Genomic DNA, 17,102 nt, shown 5'->3' with positions numbered 1-17,102 from the left:
TCTAACGGTCTCCCATTCGAATATAATCCCTGTGTTCTGCCAACGGCCTGTATGCCGGACGGATGATCTTATCCACATTCCGAAGCTCTTCCAGTCTGTGCGCGCTCCAACCCACGATACGGGCAGTCGCGAAAATCGGCGTATACAATGCCGGCGGAAGGTCTAACATACTGTATACCAGACCGCTGTAGAAATCTACATTCGCATTAACGCCCTTATAGATCTTCCTCTTCTCGGCAATCACCTTCGGCGCCATATTCTCAACCATCTCATAGAGCGCATATTCCTCCTCACAGCCCTTCTCCTGCGCCAACTGCTTCACAAACACCTTGAAGATATCCGCTCTCGGATCTGATATGGAGTAGACGGCATGTCCCATCCCATAGATCAGCCCCTTCTTGTCGAACGCCTTCTTCTCCAGGAGATCACAGAGATACCTGCGTACCTCATCCTCGTCCGTCCAGTCCTTCACTTCCTTCTTCATATCCTCGAACATCTGCGTTACTTTGATATTCGCGCCGCCATGCTTGGGCCCCTTCAGTGAAGCGAGCGCCGCCGCGATCGTTGAATATGTATCCGTCCCTGAAGAGGTAACCACATGAGTCGTGAACGTCGAATTGTTACCGCCGCCATGATCCATATGGAGCACAAGCGCCATATCCAGGATCTTAGCCTCAAGCTCTGTATACTGCCTGTCCTCACGGAGCATCATCAGGATATTCTCTGCCGTAGACAATTCCGGCGACGGCGCATAGATAAAAAGATCCTCCCCCATCCGGTGGCTGTATGCATGATACCCGTATACCATCAGCATCGGGAACGCACTGATCAGGTTCAGACATTGGCGCAGCACGTTCGGAATCGATGTATCGTCTGCCTTATCGTCGTATGAGTAGAGATTCAGGATCGAACGTGACAGCGTTATCATCACATCCCGGCTTGGCGCCTTCATGATCACATCCCTCACGAATGTCGGAGGCAGCGTACGCCTCTCCACCAGCGTATCGTGAAACATCTCCAACTCCTTCTCTGTCGGCAGTTCCCCAAATAGCAGAAGATACGTGATCTCTTCAAATCCAAAATGCTTGTCCTCAAGAAATCCCTTAACCAGATCCTTGATATTATAGCCGCGGTAGTACAGATTACCCGCACATGGAACCTCTTCTCCGTTCACGACCTTCTTCGCGCATACATCTGATATATTCGTCAGTCCTGCAAGCACACCCTTCCCGTTCAAGTCGCGGAGTCCCCTCTTAACCTCGTATCTGGTGTACAGCTCCTTGTCGATCTCATTATTCTGAATACAGAGTTCTGCAAAATGTTCGATCTCCGGCGTAACCTCAAACAATGAAAAATCCTTCTTTTTATCCATATCTACCTCTCCTTTCTGTCGTACAGATAATTACTGAGCCTTGCAAACTCTTCCAGTGTCAGGGCTTCTCCTCTGACGCCGGTCCCCTTGCCAAGCTTCCCGATCGCCTCCAATATCACCTCTTTCGAAAATACAATCTTATCTGAATTACTCAATCCATTGGCCAACGTCTTCCTACGCTGATTAAAGGATGCCCGTATGACGTCAAACAAGAGACGCTCGTCCTTCACCTCAACCGGCGGATGCTCATGGCAGGTCAGACGGATCACCGCCGACCCTACCCTGGGCCTTGGCATAAAACAATTCGGCGGTACATTCGCCACGATATAGGGGCTTGCATAATACTGCACAGCCAATGACAGCGCCCCATAGTCCTTATTGCCAGGCCCGGTCTGCATACGTTCCGCCACTTCCTTCTGTACCATAACGGTAATGCTCTCCACCGGCACATGCTCTTCAAACAATCCCATAATGATCGGTGTCGTTATGTAATAAGGAAGATTCGCCACTACCTTAACCGGCTTCCCTCCATGCTCCGTCAATGCAAGCTCCCGGATATCAAGCTTCAGGATATCCTCATTGATAATCCTTACATTCGGATATGCACGGAGAGTATCAGACAGGATCGGTATCAGATTCTTATCGATCTCTACGGCTACAACCTTCCCTGCCGCTTCCGCCAGATATTGGGTCATGGTCCCGATCCCGGGACCAATCTCCAATACCATATCTTCCTTATTAATATCCGCCGCACGGATAATCTTGTCAAGTACATGGGTATCAATCAGAAAATTCTGACCAAACTTCTTCTGAAATGAAAAATCATACTTCTGCAGAATCTCTATGGTATTCTGCGGAATCCCTAAGACCGGTTTATTCATATATTTCTCCCGAATTGTGGTAATAGAGATTATTATACATGATTTTCCGTTTGAATCATAGAGTAAAAGAATTAAATAATAATTAAGAATCTATGAATAAACGTCTCTGTCAGTTCCCGGCGCTATACAATGTACTGCTGATCGCGCTCAATAACTGTGTGATATCCACCGGCTTCGCCACATGCGCGTTCATCCCGCACTCAAGCGCCTTCCGCCGGTCCTCTTCGAATGCATTGGCCGAGACCGCGATGATCGGAATCCTGGCAAGCGACGGATTCTTAAGGCTGCGGATGGCCTGCGCCGCATGATACCCGTCCATGACCGGCATCTGGATATCCATCAGTATCACGGCATACTCTCCGGGCCGGGAATTCCTCACCATCTCCACCGCAATACTTCCGTCCGTCGCAGTATCCACAAGGAATCCCTCATCCCTCAGCAGTTCAACCTCCAGTTCCATATTGATCTCATTATCTTCCACCAGCAGAACCTTATACTCCTGCGCCGCATCGACAGAACTCTTCTTCTTCATCTCAGATTGATGCATGCCCTCCTGCCGTATACGGAAATCAAGCGTCACCGTGAATCTGCTGCCTTCGCCTTCTACACTGTTCACCTCGATGCTTCCATTCATCAGATCCACGATCCTCTTCGCAATGGTCAGGCCAAGCCCCGTACCGTGTATACGGCTCATCGTCGTATTCTTCTGTCTCTCAAACGGCTCAAACATACGCTCCTGGAAGCTCTCGCTCATTCCGATCCCGTTGTCCTCAACCACAAACTGGTAAGATACATAATCGTTCTCTGTTCCCTCCAGTTCCTTGACAGTGACCTGGATCCTGCCGCCATCCTCCGTATACTGGACGGCATTGCTTCCCAGCCGCCAGAGAACCTGATTCAGCTTCTCCGGATCACTGTAGACCTCGCAATGCTTCACTCCCGAGACATCCAGAAGGATTGTAATATTCTTCGTATTCGCCTTGGGCAGGATCGCTTCATGCACTTCCTCGACACAGGCGCGGATATTACACTCTTCTTCCTCAAGATTCACTTCCGTGGTATCCATCTTGGATATCTCCAATACGTCATTGATCAGGTTCAGCAGATGTTCCCCGGATTCCTCGATCTTGTTCAGATATTCCCACACCTTATCCCTGTCATCTATGTACCGCTTGGCAAGACTGGTAAATCCTACGATCGCATTCATCGGAGTCCGCATATCGTGAGACATATTGGCCAGAAACGCATCCTTCGCGGCATTCGCCTCCTCTGCGCGCCCCAGCGCATCCTCAACCAGATTCTTCTGCATCATCTCACGCCGGATCTCGTCGTCCACGCTCCGATAGCCCATGACGATCTCCGACACCTGCTCCGCGGGACCTACATTCACCACACGAAGCTGCAGATATTCCACTTTCCCGTCCTTGATGATCCGGTAATTAATATAATACATCCCTGTCTCGGACAGTCTCTCCCGGATATAATCCGGATTCGTCGCCTCCTCCACGATCCAGCGGTCCTCCGGATGCACCCAGGTCTGAATATACTCCGCGTCAAATCCCTCGAACTCACACAGCCACCGTCCGCCGCCGAACTGATACTCTATCCGGTCACTGTGGCGGTATGTCTGAATCCGATTCTCATCCAGATCGGCATAGAAAATAGACTCATAATCCATACTGAGCCCTTCGATCACATTCATATGGCGAAGCTGTTCCTGATTGACAACCTCTAATTCCTTGTCATATTCCTCAATACGCTGCTTAAGGATCTCTTCCTTCTGAAGCTGTTCTGACAGCAGCTCCTCCTTCTCCTCTTCCTTCTGCTGCAGTCTCTCCGTCGCATCCGACAAAAACACATAGAATATATCCCCGACGATCCCGCTGTGGATAAAATGCCCGTAATCCTCCACCCAGCGGACATTCCCATACTTAGTGACAATCCGATATTCCACGTAATCCAGATCATAGCGGCTCTCCTGGATCTGATACCAGATACTTTGCTCTACTTCCTCCAGATCATCCGGATGCACGATCCCGCGAAACGAATTCCCCGTCAATTCAACAAATTCCTCCATCGTATCGCATTCAAATATACGGAGCATCGCCATATTGGCATATATGATCTCTTCATCTCCGCCTGCCTGGTACACGAAGAAACCTCCAGGCATCTCGTCTGTTATCTTCTTCAGCATATCTTCCGCATTCATATTATAAATCTTCAGCAATGAATAAACGCTGTCTATCTCACCTTCCTTATTCTTCTTACGATTATTCAATGCCTCCCCTCCCTTCATCCTACGGCACTCCTGCATTCATCATTCATCATTCATCTTCTCATCTATCGTGATATCCATCTTAATTCCGTCCCGGCCTTCCATACCGGTAAGGAACAGATAGCGCACACCCTCTTTCGTCTCTTCACTGGTATATATATTATAACAACTGCGTCTCATGAATTCCGCCAAACGCAAAAATATGTCCTTTGCTGCCAGAAATGAAAAACTCTTCAGCGACATATGAATCTTAATGCCATCCTCGGCATCTGATTCAACCATATACTCTTCCACTGCCTCTTCCGCCCTGATAAACCCCTCTATATCTTCAAGGCTATCCGCTCCGATCTGCGAACGGAATCCCTCGAATATACGAAACCTGTCTGCCATACCTTACTTCCCCCCATTGCCCTTACCTTAGCATGCATTTTATTATAACACATTTCCTTAGATTATAGAATAAATTTTCATTTAAAAAAGCTTTAAAAAGGCGTCCCTGATAACAGGAACGCCCTTCTGCACTTTTCTCTTATCTATTATCTATTATCTATTATTCGCCCGGTCTTGCACTTCTCAGCTTGAACCGAGAAATCAGGGACTTCAATAACTGAGACTGACTGGATAACTCTTCGCTGGCTGCCGCGCTCTCTTCCGCCGTAGCAGAGTTCGTCTGAACCACGCTGGAGATCTGATCCATACCCATCGTTACCTGTGAGATCGCTTCTGCCTGGCTTACTGCCGCAGTAGAAATCTTATCCACATATGTAACAGCGCTCTTCGTACTCTCCACTGTCTCGGAAATCGCTTCCGCAGTACGGTCTACGATATTCGTACCGTTCTCTACTGCCAGGATCGTTCCCTCGATCAGCACAGTCGTATTGCTTGCCGCTTCCGCACTCTTGGACGCAAGATTACGAACCTCATCGGCTACTACCGCGAATCCCTTGCCGGCCTCACCCGCACGGGCTGCCTCTACCGCTGCATTCAGCGCAAGGATATTAGTCTGGAATGCAATATCCTCGATCGTCTTAATAATCTTGCCGATATCGCCGGACTTCTGGCTGATCTCACCCATAGCAGAGATCATATCCTGCATCTGCTCATTAGATACAGACAGCTTGCTCTGCGCTTCCATAACCTTCTGGCTTGCTTCTCTCGCATTCTCAGCAGTGTTGCTGACTTCTCTTGAAATATCGTTGATCGTTGCCGCCAATTCCTGTACAGAACTTGCCTGCTCGGTTGCGCCCTGTGACAACGCCTGCGCACCGGAAGACACCTGATCGGCGCCGCTTGCTACCTGGTCGGACGCATCATTGATCTGTCTCATCGTATCGCTCAGGCTGCGGTTCATCTTACGGATACATGCTAACAGAGGCTCAAAGTCTCCCTTGTAAATATTGTCCTCAGCAAAGAGGTCGAAATTCCCGCCTGACATCTGATCCAGCAGACGTGTCAGATCCCCTACTACAGCCTCCAGGCCTTCACAGGTATCCTTCACGCTGTTAACCAGCATACCGAACTCATCCGCGGAATCATACTCCAATGACTGCGACATATCTCCTCTGGAAAGCCCTTCCATCGCTTCTTCCACCTGATGAACCGGATGTACGATCATTCTCGTCACCCTTGCACAGATGATCATCGCAAACACGATCGCGACTACGGTAATGGCCAGGAGGATGATCATGCTCATGTTCGTCTCCCTCACGCTCTCATCCATAGTCTCTGCACGGATAGCCGCCGTATTCTCAATTAACTGATTAATATTAGATATCACTTCTTCAAGCGCCGGTGTACACTGTGTCCGCACCAGCTCCGCCGCGCGCATCGCGTCTCCCGACTTTAACTTATTCAGGATATCATCCGCAATACCAAGCCATTTGTTCAAAGAATTCTCAAATTCAGCCACTTCATCCTTATTCAGGATATCCAGGCTATGCAGCTTCTCCAGATTAGACTCAATACTTGCCTTGCTCTCGTCGATCGCCTGCAGGTTCGCCGCGTCTGTCTGCCCTGCTATGATCATATTACGCACATCCGTCGCCGCCATAAATGTTGCAATACGGCATGCCTTGACCGCATCGTCTGCCGCAACTGAGCCTTCCATAAATTCATTCAGATTATTGCTTGCCTTTCTTAGCTGTAAAATGGAATACAAGGATACTAAAATCGTCAGCACGAGCACTACTCCAAATGACACTAACAATTTAGATCTGATTTTTAAGTTCTTCATAGTTCTCTCCTTCTGTTTCTTCTAATCTAGCGGTCTCATCCGCCGTCTCTCTGTTCGGGGAATCCCCCGCTTCTTCTGCCTGCGCCGCCGTTCCTTCGGCCGTGCCTGCGCTGCTCTCATCGGGGCCTGCTTCCTCAGCCGCATCTTCCCCGCTTATATTCGGATCCGCCCCGCTGCCTTTGTCTCCTTCGGCCGCCTCAGGCATCTCCTCCTCTCCATCCTTCTTCCTGCCTATCATTCCTTTCAATTTTTCTTTTATATCCAACAATCTGACTCTAAGCCGAAATCCTGCTTTCTTACACTTATTTGTACAGATTCGTCTAATAAAACGCCAATTGCGGACAATCCAACAAAATACCAATAAAAACGGATACTTCTCAAGCGCCGGGAAAAACTGCATCATGTACTCTCTTGAAGGAAACCACCATGCCTGCTGCTTAAGAGCCCATTCCTTATCCCTGTCACGCCAGTAGAAATCCAGCCTCACCTTCTCACACGGCAGAAGCTCTTCATCCAGATGCTCATTCTCACGTCCGCGTGATAAGATATATTCTTCCAGTTCTATTGCCACCCCATATTGCTGCTCGGCTCCTTCACCAAACCAGAGTTCCGCAAGCAGCTCCGCCTGCCGGATAAATTCCTGCCACTTTGCCTTCTCCAGAAATTCTCTCACTGCCTTCCAGCGGAACTTCTCACCCAGAATCTTCTTAAACTGCCACAGATCCATAATATCCCGAATCTTCAGCTTACCCGTAATATACAGCTCGACCATCCTCGCCGCACGATACAGGTAGACCTCCTCATTCGTCAGCATATGTATGAACTTGTAAGACTCTATGCGCCGATAACTCTTAATAGAACCAGAAAAGTAATGCCTGATCACCTTATTCTCGATCGGCATTCCGTCATAGAATACAATACGGACACCAGGTACTCTCACATAGACCACTCCGCTGCCCATCGCTTCTTCCCGCTGCTCATAATCCATATCCAACATAATTCTATGGATCCTGGGCATCTCCTTCTTGTCCGCAAGAATCTCTATCTGTCTGATATGAGCCATCTCCGGCTTAGGGTACATCTCGGTTACTTCTGAATCTAACAGAAACAAAGCGTCTATCTTATGCCTCTCCAACTGCCACTTGATGACCTCATCTACCTTCTTGTAGGATTCATAAAGAAGAAGCTGCTTCCTGTAACTCTGATAAAACTCTGCTTCGCATTCTTCTGAGATCTCTTTTTCTATTCCTAAAAGCCCTATATAGACAATACTGATTACATCCTGATAATCGGAAACGTCTAAAAGCGTCTCCCATCTCATTCGCTTTCTCAATGTCTGGATCGGTTTCTGGTTAATGATAGCTGCCAGCAATATTAGCATGTATCTGATCTCGTAGCTAATAGCTCATTGCCTCCTTTCCAAACCGTCTGCAAATTAGACTGCCGGCTTTCATCCCCTACTTTTAATTTATCGGACATTTTTAGGCAAATATAACATTTTTTCGCTAATTTTTTAGAATTCTTCTCTCCGCAAAGATATCCATTGATTTCTGGTTATAGATCGAACGCTTCTCGTCCGCCGCCATCCTTCCTGCGATCAGCGTGATACAGCGTCTCTTCATGATCGTAACCAGTCCCCGGGCATGACTCGCTACCAGGATCGTCATCCCTCTGTAGTTCAATTCCTCCAATAGCTGCATCAGGTCCCACGCGGAATCCGGATCAAGATTCGCCGTCGGCTCATCTGCGATCAGAATCTCTGGCTGAACCGAAAGCGCCCTCGCCAAAAGTATCCTTGCCTGTTCACCCCCTGATAACTCGTCCGGGTATGACTTGTACTTCTTCGCAAGACCTACCAGTCCCAGTACCTTAATGATCTTCTCCCGCATACGGTCATCTGCATTCTCCGTTGCGAGCAAAGCTAACTTAATATTATCATATACCGAACGATCTTTCAATAGTCCAACTTCTGGAGACATAATACCCAGCCTGCGCCGGTGTTCAGGGACCTTATTCCTCGTCATGGTATCCACCCTGCGGCCTTCCACTGTGATCTTCCCGGAAGTCACCTCCTCCTGCTTCATGATCAGGTTCAGCAACGTGCTCTTCCCCGCTCCGCTCTTCCCGATGAAGAATACGAACTCCCCTTTATCTATTTCAAAAGAAATATCGTGTAATGCAGTTTCGTTTTTAAATTTTTTCGTCACATGGTCAAAAATAATCTGCGCCATATATTCCCACCTTATTTTTCTTGCACATTTACCGATATATTTCTATTACGATCAATAATAGTTATTGTGTATATTTGTTACATATACTATACTGGTTTAAAATGAAACCGTCAACAACGATTATTTAGACACGGTGAAAATATGAAAAAGAAATTATTATGCGGTGTATTCATTATCGCATTACTGTTATGCCTGTACTTTGTTCGGACCGACCGTGCGTCGGGCGCTGATCCGGCGGCCGCTGACGGTCAGGCAGATAATACTGAACAGGGACCCCCGCCGCCGCGGGTGCTTCCCGACGCTGCCCCTGATCCGGAGGAAGCCCCGGCATTCATAGACGGTCAATACACTCTGTCTATGAGCAGCAGTATCGGCACCCTTACCTACTATAATCAATCCGACGTCCGCTGGGCTGACTTCCTGTACGGAGGACGCGATCCGCTCCATTCATACGGCTGCGGACCGACCGCTCTGGCCATGGTCGTGACAAGCTTTACCGAGCATACGCTCTCGCCTTCCGATATGGCGGCCTGGGCTGCCGACCACAATTACTGGTCCGCCGGCCATGGGACGAAGCACAACTTCATCATCGAAGGCGCAGCCGCGTTCGGCCTGAAGGCCGCTCCTTTCCAGAACTTCACAGAGGAAGGCGTGCTCTCTGAACTGCGTAACGGGCATATCCTGATCGCACTGATGGGTTCCGGGCACTTTACATCTAACGGGCACTTTATCGTCATTGCCGACGACTGGTCCGGCAATCAGGTCCGTATCGCTGATCCCGCCAGCCTGGAGAATACACAGATCCCCTGGGACATCTCGGTGATCTTAAGCGAACTGAACGCCGCCGCCAATTCCGGCGGGCCGGTGTGGAGTATCTCTCCTTAATATGATCATACTGTAAAAAGTCTGCAGCACATTAACTGCTGCAGACTTCTTTTCTTTTGTAAAATTATTTTTATTCTATTATATCGGCAACCCGTTAATGAGCCGCCTGATAATAAGAATCCTTTCCGGCAACTCTGGAATTGAACACCTTGTCAACATCTATCGTCCGTTTCAGGACCTGCTGAAGCTGAGTGCTGAGTTCTAAGATCTTCTTCTCCCCGAACGCTTCCGGCTGATACTTGCCCTCTGCGTTCAGCCAGGATCTGAGCTTCTCCTTATCCTCACCGCCGACTTCGATCAGCATCTGAATCTCCCGCTTCGAATCCAGGAAACGTTCCAATTCGTCCTGCCGCATCTTCATCAATAACTGAGCCGACTCCTGATCGTTCCTGGACAGGGCATCCGCCATCTCCTTCGTCACTCTCTCGATCTCTACCATATGCCTGTAATTTCGCTGTACCCGCTTAAGGATCTCCATCAATAGTTCTTCTCTGTTCTCCATACGACTTCTCCCGTCTATACAGCAGCCGTCTTCTTACTGGCTTCTTTAAACGCATCCCTGAGCTCTGCTACAAGGGGCTTCAATTCATCAACTACAGCGCTGTTACGTCCGGCCTGCAGCCTGCTGAGTTCATAGAGAAAGAACTCATACATCCTTCTCAGCTCATAGCTGATACTATACTCCATATTCAGCGTCTCATCAAGATACCGCACGATCTCCCTTGACCGCTGAACTGACTTCTCAAACAAATCATAGTCTTTATTCCCCAACGCGATCTGTGCCCTGGTGAGCCGTTTGATCAGCTCATCATACAGAAGCAGAAGCATCTCACTATGCGTCATCGTATTCACAGACTGCATCTTATACTGTTGATATCCATTCTGGTACATATTCTTCCCCTTTTTTGCTCTTAATAGCCGCCAAGCTGGCTTAAGAATCCGCTCTGACTATTCATCTGGGAGATCAGTGTCTCTAAGCTTGTAAACTGCTTAATATAGCGGTCTCTCTCTGTTTCCAGTCTCTCTTGGAACTTCGTGATCAACTTCTCGATCTCCTGCAATTGCTTATACATGGTATTCTCTGTAACACTCATCGGCGAACTCTCATGCCCGGCCTTCCGGATCAGGATACCCTTGCTCTCCATTGCTCCGGTAGTATTGACATATTTGTCCATCACATTCTTAAGAGCCGTCGCAATTCCTGTTGAAGTGCCGTTTCCATTGGTATTCGTAACAGATGATTCTGCGAATATCTGCTGTACTCGCTCTGGATTGCTTGCAAGCGCCGCACGGAATTTCGACTCATCAAATGTCAGCTTACCGTTGTCGGAATAAGTGCTGGATGTCGATATACCCATCTCCGCCAATTCCTGAGCGATACCTCCGCCGATTATGAAACGCAGGTCACTGCTTAAGCTTCTGATATCACTGTCTGCATGGAGCAGGCCTTCCTTAGCCTTCTTCTCCCATGCCTCGATCTCGTCCTCTGACAGTTCTTTCTTCTGCTCGGAGGTAAGCGGTGCGTAATCACGGTCCGGTTTGGTGGTCAGTTCCTTGTTGACCAGCTCTATAATGGCGTTGTACTCATCTACCATGGCTTTGACTGCGTCTACGATTGAGTCGGCGTCTACTTGGGCGTCGATTTCTACCGGATCTGCCGTCTTGTCTAATTCCTTAGTACCATCTGCTTTCTCTGTGTATCCAAATTCGCCTTTTACATTGATAGTCAAACCATCCACGGTGAAAGAATTCGTTCCACGAATTAATTCCACTTCTTCATCGGATCCGGCATATTTGATTGCAACGATCGCATCCTGTCCGGTTTCATTTGCTACTTCTGTTCCTGTAAGTCCAAAAAGACTCTTTGCTGGACCTTTAATTTTGACACTTCCGCTAGCGCCGTCTTCTTTTGAAGTAAAGGTAAACTTATCCGCCGCTTCTTGATAGGAAATCGTTACGCGCGCATCGCTGTTGTTGATCCGCTCCATTAGGGAATTCATGGTATCATCTTCATAAACTCTTATCTCCTTATCATTAATCGAAAGGGTTGTATATTTTCTTTCGATTTCTTTCCCTTCGGCATCTGTCGTTTTTTCTGTTTTATTAAAAGTTAACTCAGGATGTTTTAACTTAAGCTGCTCGTTCATATTTACACGGTTAGACATACCATCCTGTAATCCTAATGCGTATTTTACATCACTGCTTCCTGATACTAACTTCAATACAGAGGTTGTATCATCACTGCCGTCTTTAGGATTTTTAGTCTTTAGAGTAATCCCCCCCTCAGTCGATGTACCTACTTCAATCCTTCCCTTACCAAAAACATCGTCTAATTGTATCTGCATGGATTCCTTGATTGCAATCTGTACGGCTTCATTTGCATTGTTATATATAATCTTACCGTCCTTATCCTTTACTGGATATGTTGCGCCCATCAACGCTTGTAAGGAATCCTTATCCGGCATTTTTATCTCTGCCGTCTTTCCATTATAAGAAAAGGTCAACGTCTTACCGTCTAACAAGCGTGCAAGATTTACCTTATCAACTAATTTATCCTTTGCATCTTCTTCTGCTACTTTTGTTTCATTGCTAGAACCAGCTACTGGTTTAAAATCTTTAAATCCTAAATACTCCATAGCAGATCCACCGGTTACTTCGAAATTATTGCCCCCCGGAATCATTGTAAACTGAATCTTTCCACTAGCATCCTTCCCAAACTGAACATAATCAGAAAGGTTCTTCCCGTCAGAAACTTTGATATTCGCTAACTGCTTATTAATTGACTCTATAGCGTTTTCCGGAGTGCTGTAATCATATTTTACCACGGTTCCGTCGGCTAATTTCTCTGATTCTTTCAAGGTAAGAGAATATGTCTTAGCGCTTGAATCATTACCTAATTTAAAATCTATATCCTTCCCGATCAGCTGCTGTATATCGTATGTCTTACTTGTATCAATCTTCCCTGTAGACAAGGTCTGACCTGAAACATTAGCCGAAGTAGACCACTTCGCCTTCTGTGCCAACTGCTTCACGCCCAAGATCGATACGCCATCAGCTGACGACCCGCTTCCCGACACAGACACATACTTGCTGTTCGTACCTGTCACTGACAGTTGATTCCGTCCCCAGAACATGGAACTGAACAGATTCGTCTTAGAACTCCATGATGATGTATATTTATTCGCAAAATCAAGCAGCTGGCTGGCAATGTTCCGTACCGCTGACTGCTTCCATTCTAACTGCTGCTTCTTCTGCTGCTGCTGAGTAATCTTACTGGTAGTACCGGAAGTCATACCCTCAATCAGGGTATCTCTGTCCAGACCGCTGGCAAGACCGCCGTAACCTCTGATACCGTTGCTTGTTGATGTGCTCAATCCGCCTATTGATGTTGACATAGCTATCTCTCCTTTTCATTCTTTGCTTATTAAACATAAAATGCTCAGCCTTAATTGTATCCTGGGCCTTGCATTATCCTGCCCGGTTCCTGTAAACTTACATATAAACCGTGATATTACAAATTCAAAATTATTCTGTACTTATTTATCGGCATATAGTATACTTTAAATAATAGTTAGATTTAGTTTAAATTACGAATGGAGGAATTTATTTTGGCTACTATCATCGCACTTACGAACCAGAAAGGCGGCGTAGGCAAGACAACCACATCCAGCGCCCTGGCTGCTGGTCTGTTCTCTTTTCATGATAAAAAGGTACTGGCAATTGATCTGGACCCGCAAGGGAGCCTTGGCTTCAGTCTCGGTCTCGATATCGAGAACTGTAAGACGATCTATGACGTGCTGACCGGACAGGTGCCTATCAAGGACGCGATCCAGGAGACGGATTATTGCGATATTATTACTTCGAATATTTTGCTGAGCGGCGCAGAGCTTGAATTTACTTCATCTGACCGGGATTTACTGTTGAAGAAGGCTCTGATACCTGTTAAGAGTAATTATGATTATATTATCATCGACACACCGCCCGCTCTGAATATACTTACAGTGAATGCATACGCGGCGTCCAATCATCTGATCATACCGATGGCGCCGGAGATCCTAAGCCTTCTCGGCGTCTCCCAGCTTAAGGAGACTATAGATTCTGTACGGCAGAGCGTGAATCCGAATCTGAATGTGCTGGGTATCATCTTAACGAAGTTTAATCCGCGGACTCTGCTTGCCCGTGAGGTGAAGGAGATGGCGGAGAATATCGCCTCTCAGATGGGTACCCGGGTATTCGCTAACCAGATCCGCACAAGCGTTACCGTTGCCGAGGCTCCGGCACATGGACTCAGCGTATTCGACCATGCGCCCCATGCCAACCCATCACTTGATTATCAGGAATTTGTTCAGGAGGTTGTGACCAGAACCTCATCCAACATAACACAGGGAGGTGCTTCCAATGGCCAGGAGAAGTAATAAGACCGCACATGTACTGAATCTGCTTGCCGGGCATGATGCGCAGAACGATTCACAGAATGATTCACAGAACGAGCCGCAGACTTCAGCCGAAGGAGCAGACAACACGGATGCTTCTGCGGCTGCCAAACCTAAGACGGCAGCCCCATCCGCCCCGGCTGAAAAGGAACCTGAGAGACCTGTTCCCGTTGCTCAGACTGCACCTCAGAACATTTCCGTAATTGATAAGACGGAAGATGATCCTGTTGCAGATCTGATACAACAGAAGTTAATGGACGAATTCGAGCAGAGCCAGCAGAGTTCTCCTGCACAGGAAGCTGCGGCCGAGACTGATGCAGAACCACCGGCTGATACAACAGCCGAAGCTGTAACAGAAGAATCAACCGGGAATGCGGCCGGCACATCTGACAGCACAATCCTTGAAGCTGTACCGGATGAGGATTCCGGCTTAGCTATTGATGCCGCATCAGATAAGAATTCTGACTCATCCGTTGAAGCTGTATCAGATGAGAATTCTGATGCAACTGTTAATGTTGAAGCCGAACCAGAAGAGGCTTCCGGCCCAATTACTGATACTGCACCGGAAGTAGCTGCTGATACAACTGCTGCTACTGCGGCTGATTCGGTAACTGAGACTGAAGCCGCCCATTCCCAGGACATGGCATCTCCTGCACCGGAGATCTCCTCTCCCGAACCAGAGCCGGAGCCGGAGCCGGAACCTGAATTCGCCTATCTGAATGTTATGGAGCGAATTGTTGAGGACAAGATCATATACTTTATGCGGCAGTTCGATGTCTGTACTTGTGCCCGCTGCAAAGCAGATACCGTCGCTCTGACAATGAACGGATTGATGCCCAAGTATATCGTTACCACACCTGCTGCCGTTGACCCGCTTCTAAGCTACTACACGAACAGACTGATTTCTGATGTTACGGTAGAAGCTACGAAGGCATGCATGGTTGTAAAAGATAATCCCCGGCATTAACGGGTATATTATAATGGAGTTGCTGCAAAGCAGGACTATGGTTCAGCGTCCATCTTTGCGGCAACTCCATTTTATCGAGATAGATTCTGATAATCAGACCACAGCTTCTATCAATATCTTATCCCAGCTCCAGGCAATCTATAAGCTGAGTTTCTCCCCGTTCTTATATGCATTACCAGGCGCAAATAGTTTCAGTTCGATAATAAATTGTGTACCAAGGTAATCAATAATCAGATCTGTGCGTTCCTGATTCCTGGTACGCGCCTCTACATAGTAATTACCAACACCATTGATGATTGGCTTTAGATAAAGCATAAAATACCGCCGTCCATCCTCTTCATAGAACTTCTGTCCCCGATCACCATAGATCTCATCAAAATGTTCTACAAATTTCTCAAGGACACGTTTCATGTCAAGCTGTCCCTTCTGAACAAATTGATTTTTATCAAGGGAGGCTCTTTGATATAATTCACCGCCCTGAACTTCCGGAAGCGTAAGAAAATAATTATACAACCGGGTTTCAAATATCCTGTTCGCAATCCGTACCGATCCGTTCTCCGTTTTAACCAATCCAAACATCCTCGCATTTCTGACAGCGCTGTCATCAGCAGCATATGCGACTGGCTGTCCTTGAAATAATTGTCTCCAGATAACGGACTTCAACTCAGGGTATTGATTTATCTTATTTATCAGAGAATCGAATAATGGGTTATTCTCTTCCAACAACATTTTCACAGCTGCAAGATATCCTTCCTCAGTCCATGCGCCTGCCTTGTCTGGATATGCTGCCGTTCCCGCGATCCGTTCATCTATTAATTTACATATGCGCGACACCAAATATGGATAACCAGATGTATAATCATAAAGTAAACCGGCAATCTTTTCAATATCCATACCGGTATGATAAACATCCTCATACTGCCTAAGCATTCCTTCTATATCTTCTGCGAAAAAGCTCATCTCTACATCAAAATCAGCCGCAATGTTCCATGGACTATTCTCCATATGCTCCTCATCCGAACGTGTCTTTCTCTTAATATTACGCACATCATATACCCCCGCAAGAATCACTGATCTGAATGCCGGAATCTCATCTCTGCCAAGATATGCCGCCCGCAATTGTGCAAGAAAGTCAAGAAACACCTGATTATTTGCCGCCGTATCTATCTCATCTACAATTAGCACTACTGGTTGTCGGGAGCATTCACACCATTCGCTGAAACAGGAAAATATCTCTGCCATTCGAACACATCGGCTGCTATTGCCGGCAAGATTGGCAATAGCTTGTTCTACCCCCGCCGGAACCCCGGTCATACGCCTTATCTTTTTATTGACCTCCCTTGCCAAAGCATGCACAAACACACTTCCGTCCATATATTCGCCAGATTCTATATTCTGAAAATCTAAACTTACCACCTGATAATCTTCTTTTAGATATCCGGCAAGAGCACGCAGCAAAGTAGTCTTTCCATATTGCCGCGCTCTGCTGATAACGAAATACTCCCCGCAATCTATCATTGATTTGATCTCCCTAAGCCTACTCTCGAGATCAACAACGAAATGCCTGTCTGGATTGCAGGCACCGCTGACATTAAAAGTCTTACTCATCCGTCAACACCACCTCTCTTGCTCCCATTGTACACAGCATTTCCACAGCAGTCAACAATCCCCGGAAAAAACATCGCCTCAATCTAAGTATATCGTTACCACGCCTGCTGCTGTTGACCCTCTTCTAAGCTACTACACGAACAGGCTGATTTCTGATGTTACGGCAGAAGCCACGAAGGCTAATTCGTTCTTGAAAAAATGATTGCATCTTTCGTCA

14 protein-coding genes are annotated in these 17,102 nt (G+C 47.3%); 3 read left to right on the top strand and 11 right to left on the bottom strand.

Annotated features, from left to right (window positions below):
• Position 1: 1 nt before the first annotated feature.
• The 7 genes from VSQ62_RS01750 to VSQ62_RS01720 all read right to left on the bottom strand — a co-directional run bounded on the left by VSQ62_RS01750 (position 2) and on the right by VSQ62_RS01720 (position 8,992).
• Complete coding sequence (locus VSQ62_RS01750; protein ID WP_334632849.1) at positions 2 to 1,372, bottom strand: citrate/2-methylcitrate synthase; 1,371 nt, start codon at positions 1,370 to 1,372, stop codon at positions 2 to 4.
• Positions 1,373 to 1,374: 2 nt separating this feature from the next.
• Positions 1,375 to 2,253 (bottom strand): 16S rRNA (adenine(1518)-N(6)/adenine(1519)-N(6))-dimethyltransferase RsmA, encoded by an 879-nt coding sequence (gene rsmA / locus VSQ62_RS01745; RefSeq protein ID WP_334632848.1) that lies wholly within the window; start codon positions 2,251 to 2,253, stop codon positions 1,375 to 1,377.
• A 109-nt stretch (positions 2,254 to 2,362) separates the two neighbouring features.
• A complete protein-coding gene (locus VSQ62_RS01740) occupies positions 2,363 to 4,549 on the bottom strand; it encodes a hybrid sensor histidine kinase/response regulator (protein ID WP_334632847.1) in 2,187 nt (728 codons plus the stop codon).
• 21 nt (positions 4,550 to 4,570) lie between these two features.
• The gene (locus VSQ62_RS01735) at positions 4,571 to 4,918 is read right to left on the bottom strand and encodes a hypothetical protein (RefSeq protein ID WP_334632845.1); all 348 of its coding nucleotides are present in this window, start codon (positions 4,916 to 4,918) and stop codon (positions 4,571 to 4,573) included.
• A gap of 160 nt (positions 4,919 to 5,078) precedes the next feature.
• Positions 5,079 to 6,761 (bottom strand): methyl-accepting chemotaxis protein, encoded by a 1,683-nt coding sequence (locus VSQ62_RS01730; protein WP_334632844.1) that lies wholly within the window; start codon positions 6,759 to 6,761, stop codon positions 5,079 to 5,081.
• Complete coding sequence (locus VSQ62_RS01725; protein WP_334632843.1) at positions 6,736 to 8,142, bottom strand: nucleotidyltransferase family protein; 1,407 nt, start codon at positions 8,140 to 8,142, stop codon at positions 6,736 to 6,738. Before VSQ62_RS01725 ends, VSQ62_RS01730 begins: the two co-directional genes overlap by 26 nt.
• A gap of 124 nt (positions 8,143 to 8,266) precedes the next feature.
• Entirely contained in the window at positions 8,267 to 8,992 is a 726-nt protein-coding gene (locus tag VSQ62_RS01720) for a cell division ATP-binding protein FtsE (RefSeq protein ID WP_334632841.1), read from the bottom strand.
• Between the two features lie 141 nt (positions 8,993 to 9,133).
• Between VSQ62_RS01720 and VSQ62_RS01715 the strand changes: the two genes are divergently transcribed.
• Entirely contained in the window at positions 9,134 to 9,877 is a 744-nt protein-coding gene (locus VSQ62_RS01715; protein ID WP_334632839.1) for a C39 family peptidase, read from the top strand.
• A gap of 94 nt (positions 9,878 to 9,971) precedes the next feature.
• On the opposite strand, the gene VSQ62_RS01710 is transcribed toward VSQ62_RS01715, so the two are convergent.
• From VSQ62_RS01710 to fliD, 3 genes are read right to left on the bottom strand one after another with little or no spacing between them, the layout of a single operon-like run.
• Positions 9,972 to 10,379 carry a hypothetical protein gene (locus VSQ62_RS01710; protein ID WP_334632838.1) on the bottom strand — a complete coding sequence of 136 codons (408 nt, stop codon included), beginning with the start codon at positions 10,377 to 10,379 and terminating at the stop codon, positions 9,972 to 9,974.
• 14 nt (positions 10,380 to 10,393) lie between these two features.
• Entirely contained in the window at positions 10,394 to 10,768 is a 375-nt protein-coding gene (fliS, locus tag VSQ62_RS01705; RefSeq protein ID WP_334632837.1) for a flagellar export chaperone FliS, read from the bottom strand.
• 20 nt (positions 10,769 to 10,788) lie between these two features.
• Positions 10,789 to 13,272, bottom strand: coding sequence for a flagellar filament capping protein FliD (fliD, locus tag VSQ62_RS01700; RefSeq protein WP_334632836.1), 2,484 nt, complete (start codon positions 13,270 to 13,272; stop codon positions 10,789 to 10,791).
• A 213-nt stretch (positions 13,273 to 13,485) separates the two neighbouring features.
• Between fliD and VSQ62_RS01695 the strand changes: the two genes are divergently transcribed.
• The gene (locus tag VSQ62_RS01695; RefSeq protein ID WP_334632835.1) at positions 13,486 to 14,292 is read left to right on the top strand and encodes a ParA family protein; all 807 of its coding nucleotides are present in this window, start codon (positions 13,486 to 13,488) and stop codon (positions 14,290 to 14,292) included.
• A complete protein-coding gene (locus tag VSQ62_RS01690) occupies positions 14,276 to 15,277 on the top strand; it encodes a late competence development ComFB family protein (RefSeq protein ID WP_334632833.1) in 1,002 nt (333 codons plus the stop codon). The genes VSQ62_RS01695 and VSQ62_RS01690 overlap by 17 nt, the downstream gene beginning before the upstream one ends.
• Before the next feature lie 138 nt (positions 15,278 to 15,415).
• On the opposite strand, the gene VSQ62_RS01685 is transcribed toward VSQ62_RS01690, so the two are convergent.
• Entirely contained in the window at positions 15,416 to 16,885 is a 1,470-nt protein-coding gene (locus tag VSQ62_RS01685) for an ATP-binding protein (protein WP_334632832.1), read from the bottom strand.
• Between the last annotated feature and the right edge of the window lie 217 nt (positions 16,886 to 17,102).

It is taken from the genome of Sporofaciens sp. JLR.KK001 (assembly GCF_036941055.1).
Classification (GTDB): domain Bacteria; phylum Bacillota; class Clostridia; order Lachnospirales; family Lachnospiraceae; genus Sporofaciens.
This window is presented reverse-complemented; position numbering and strand designations above follow the sequence as displayed.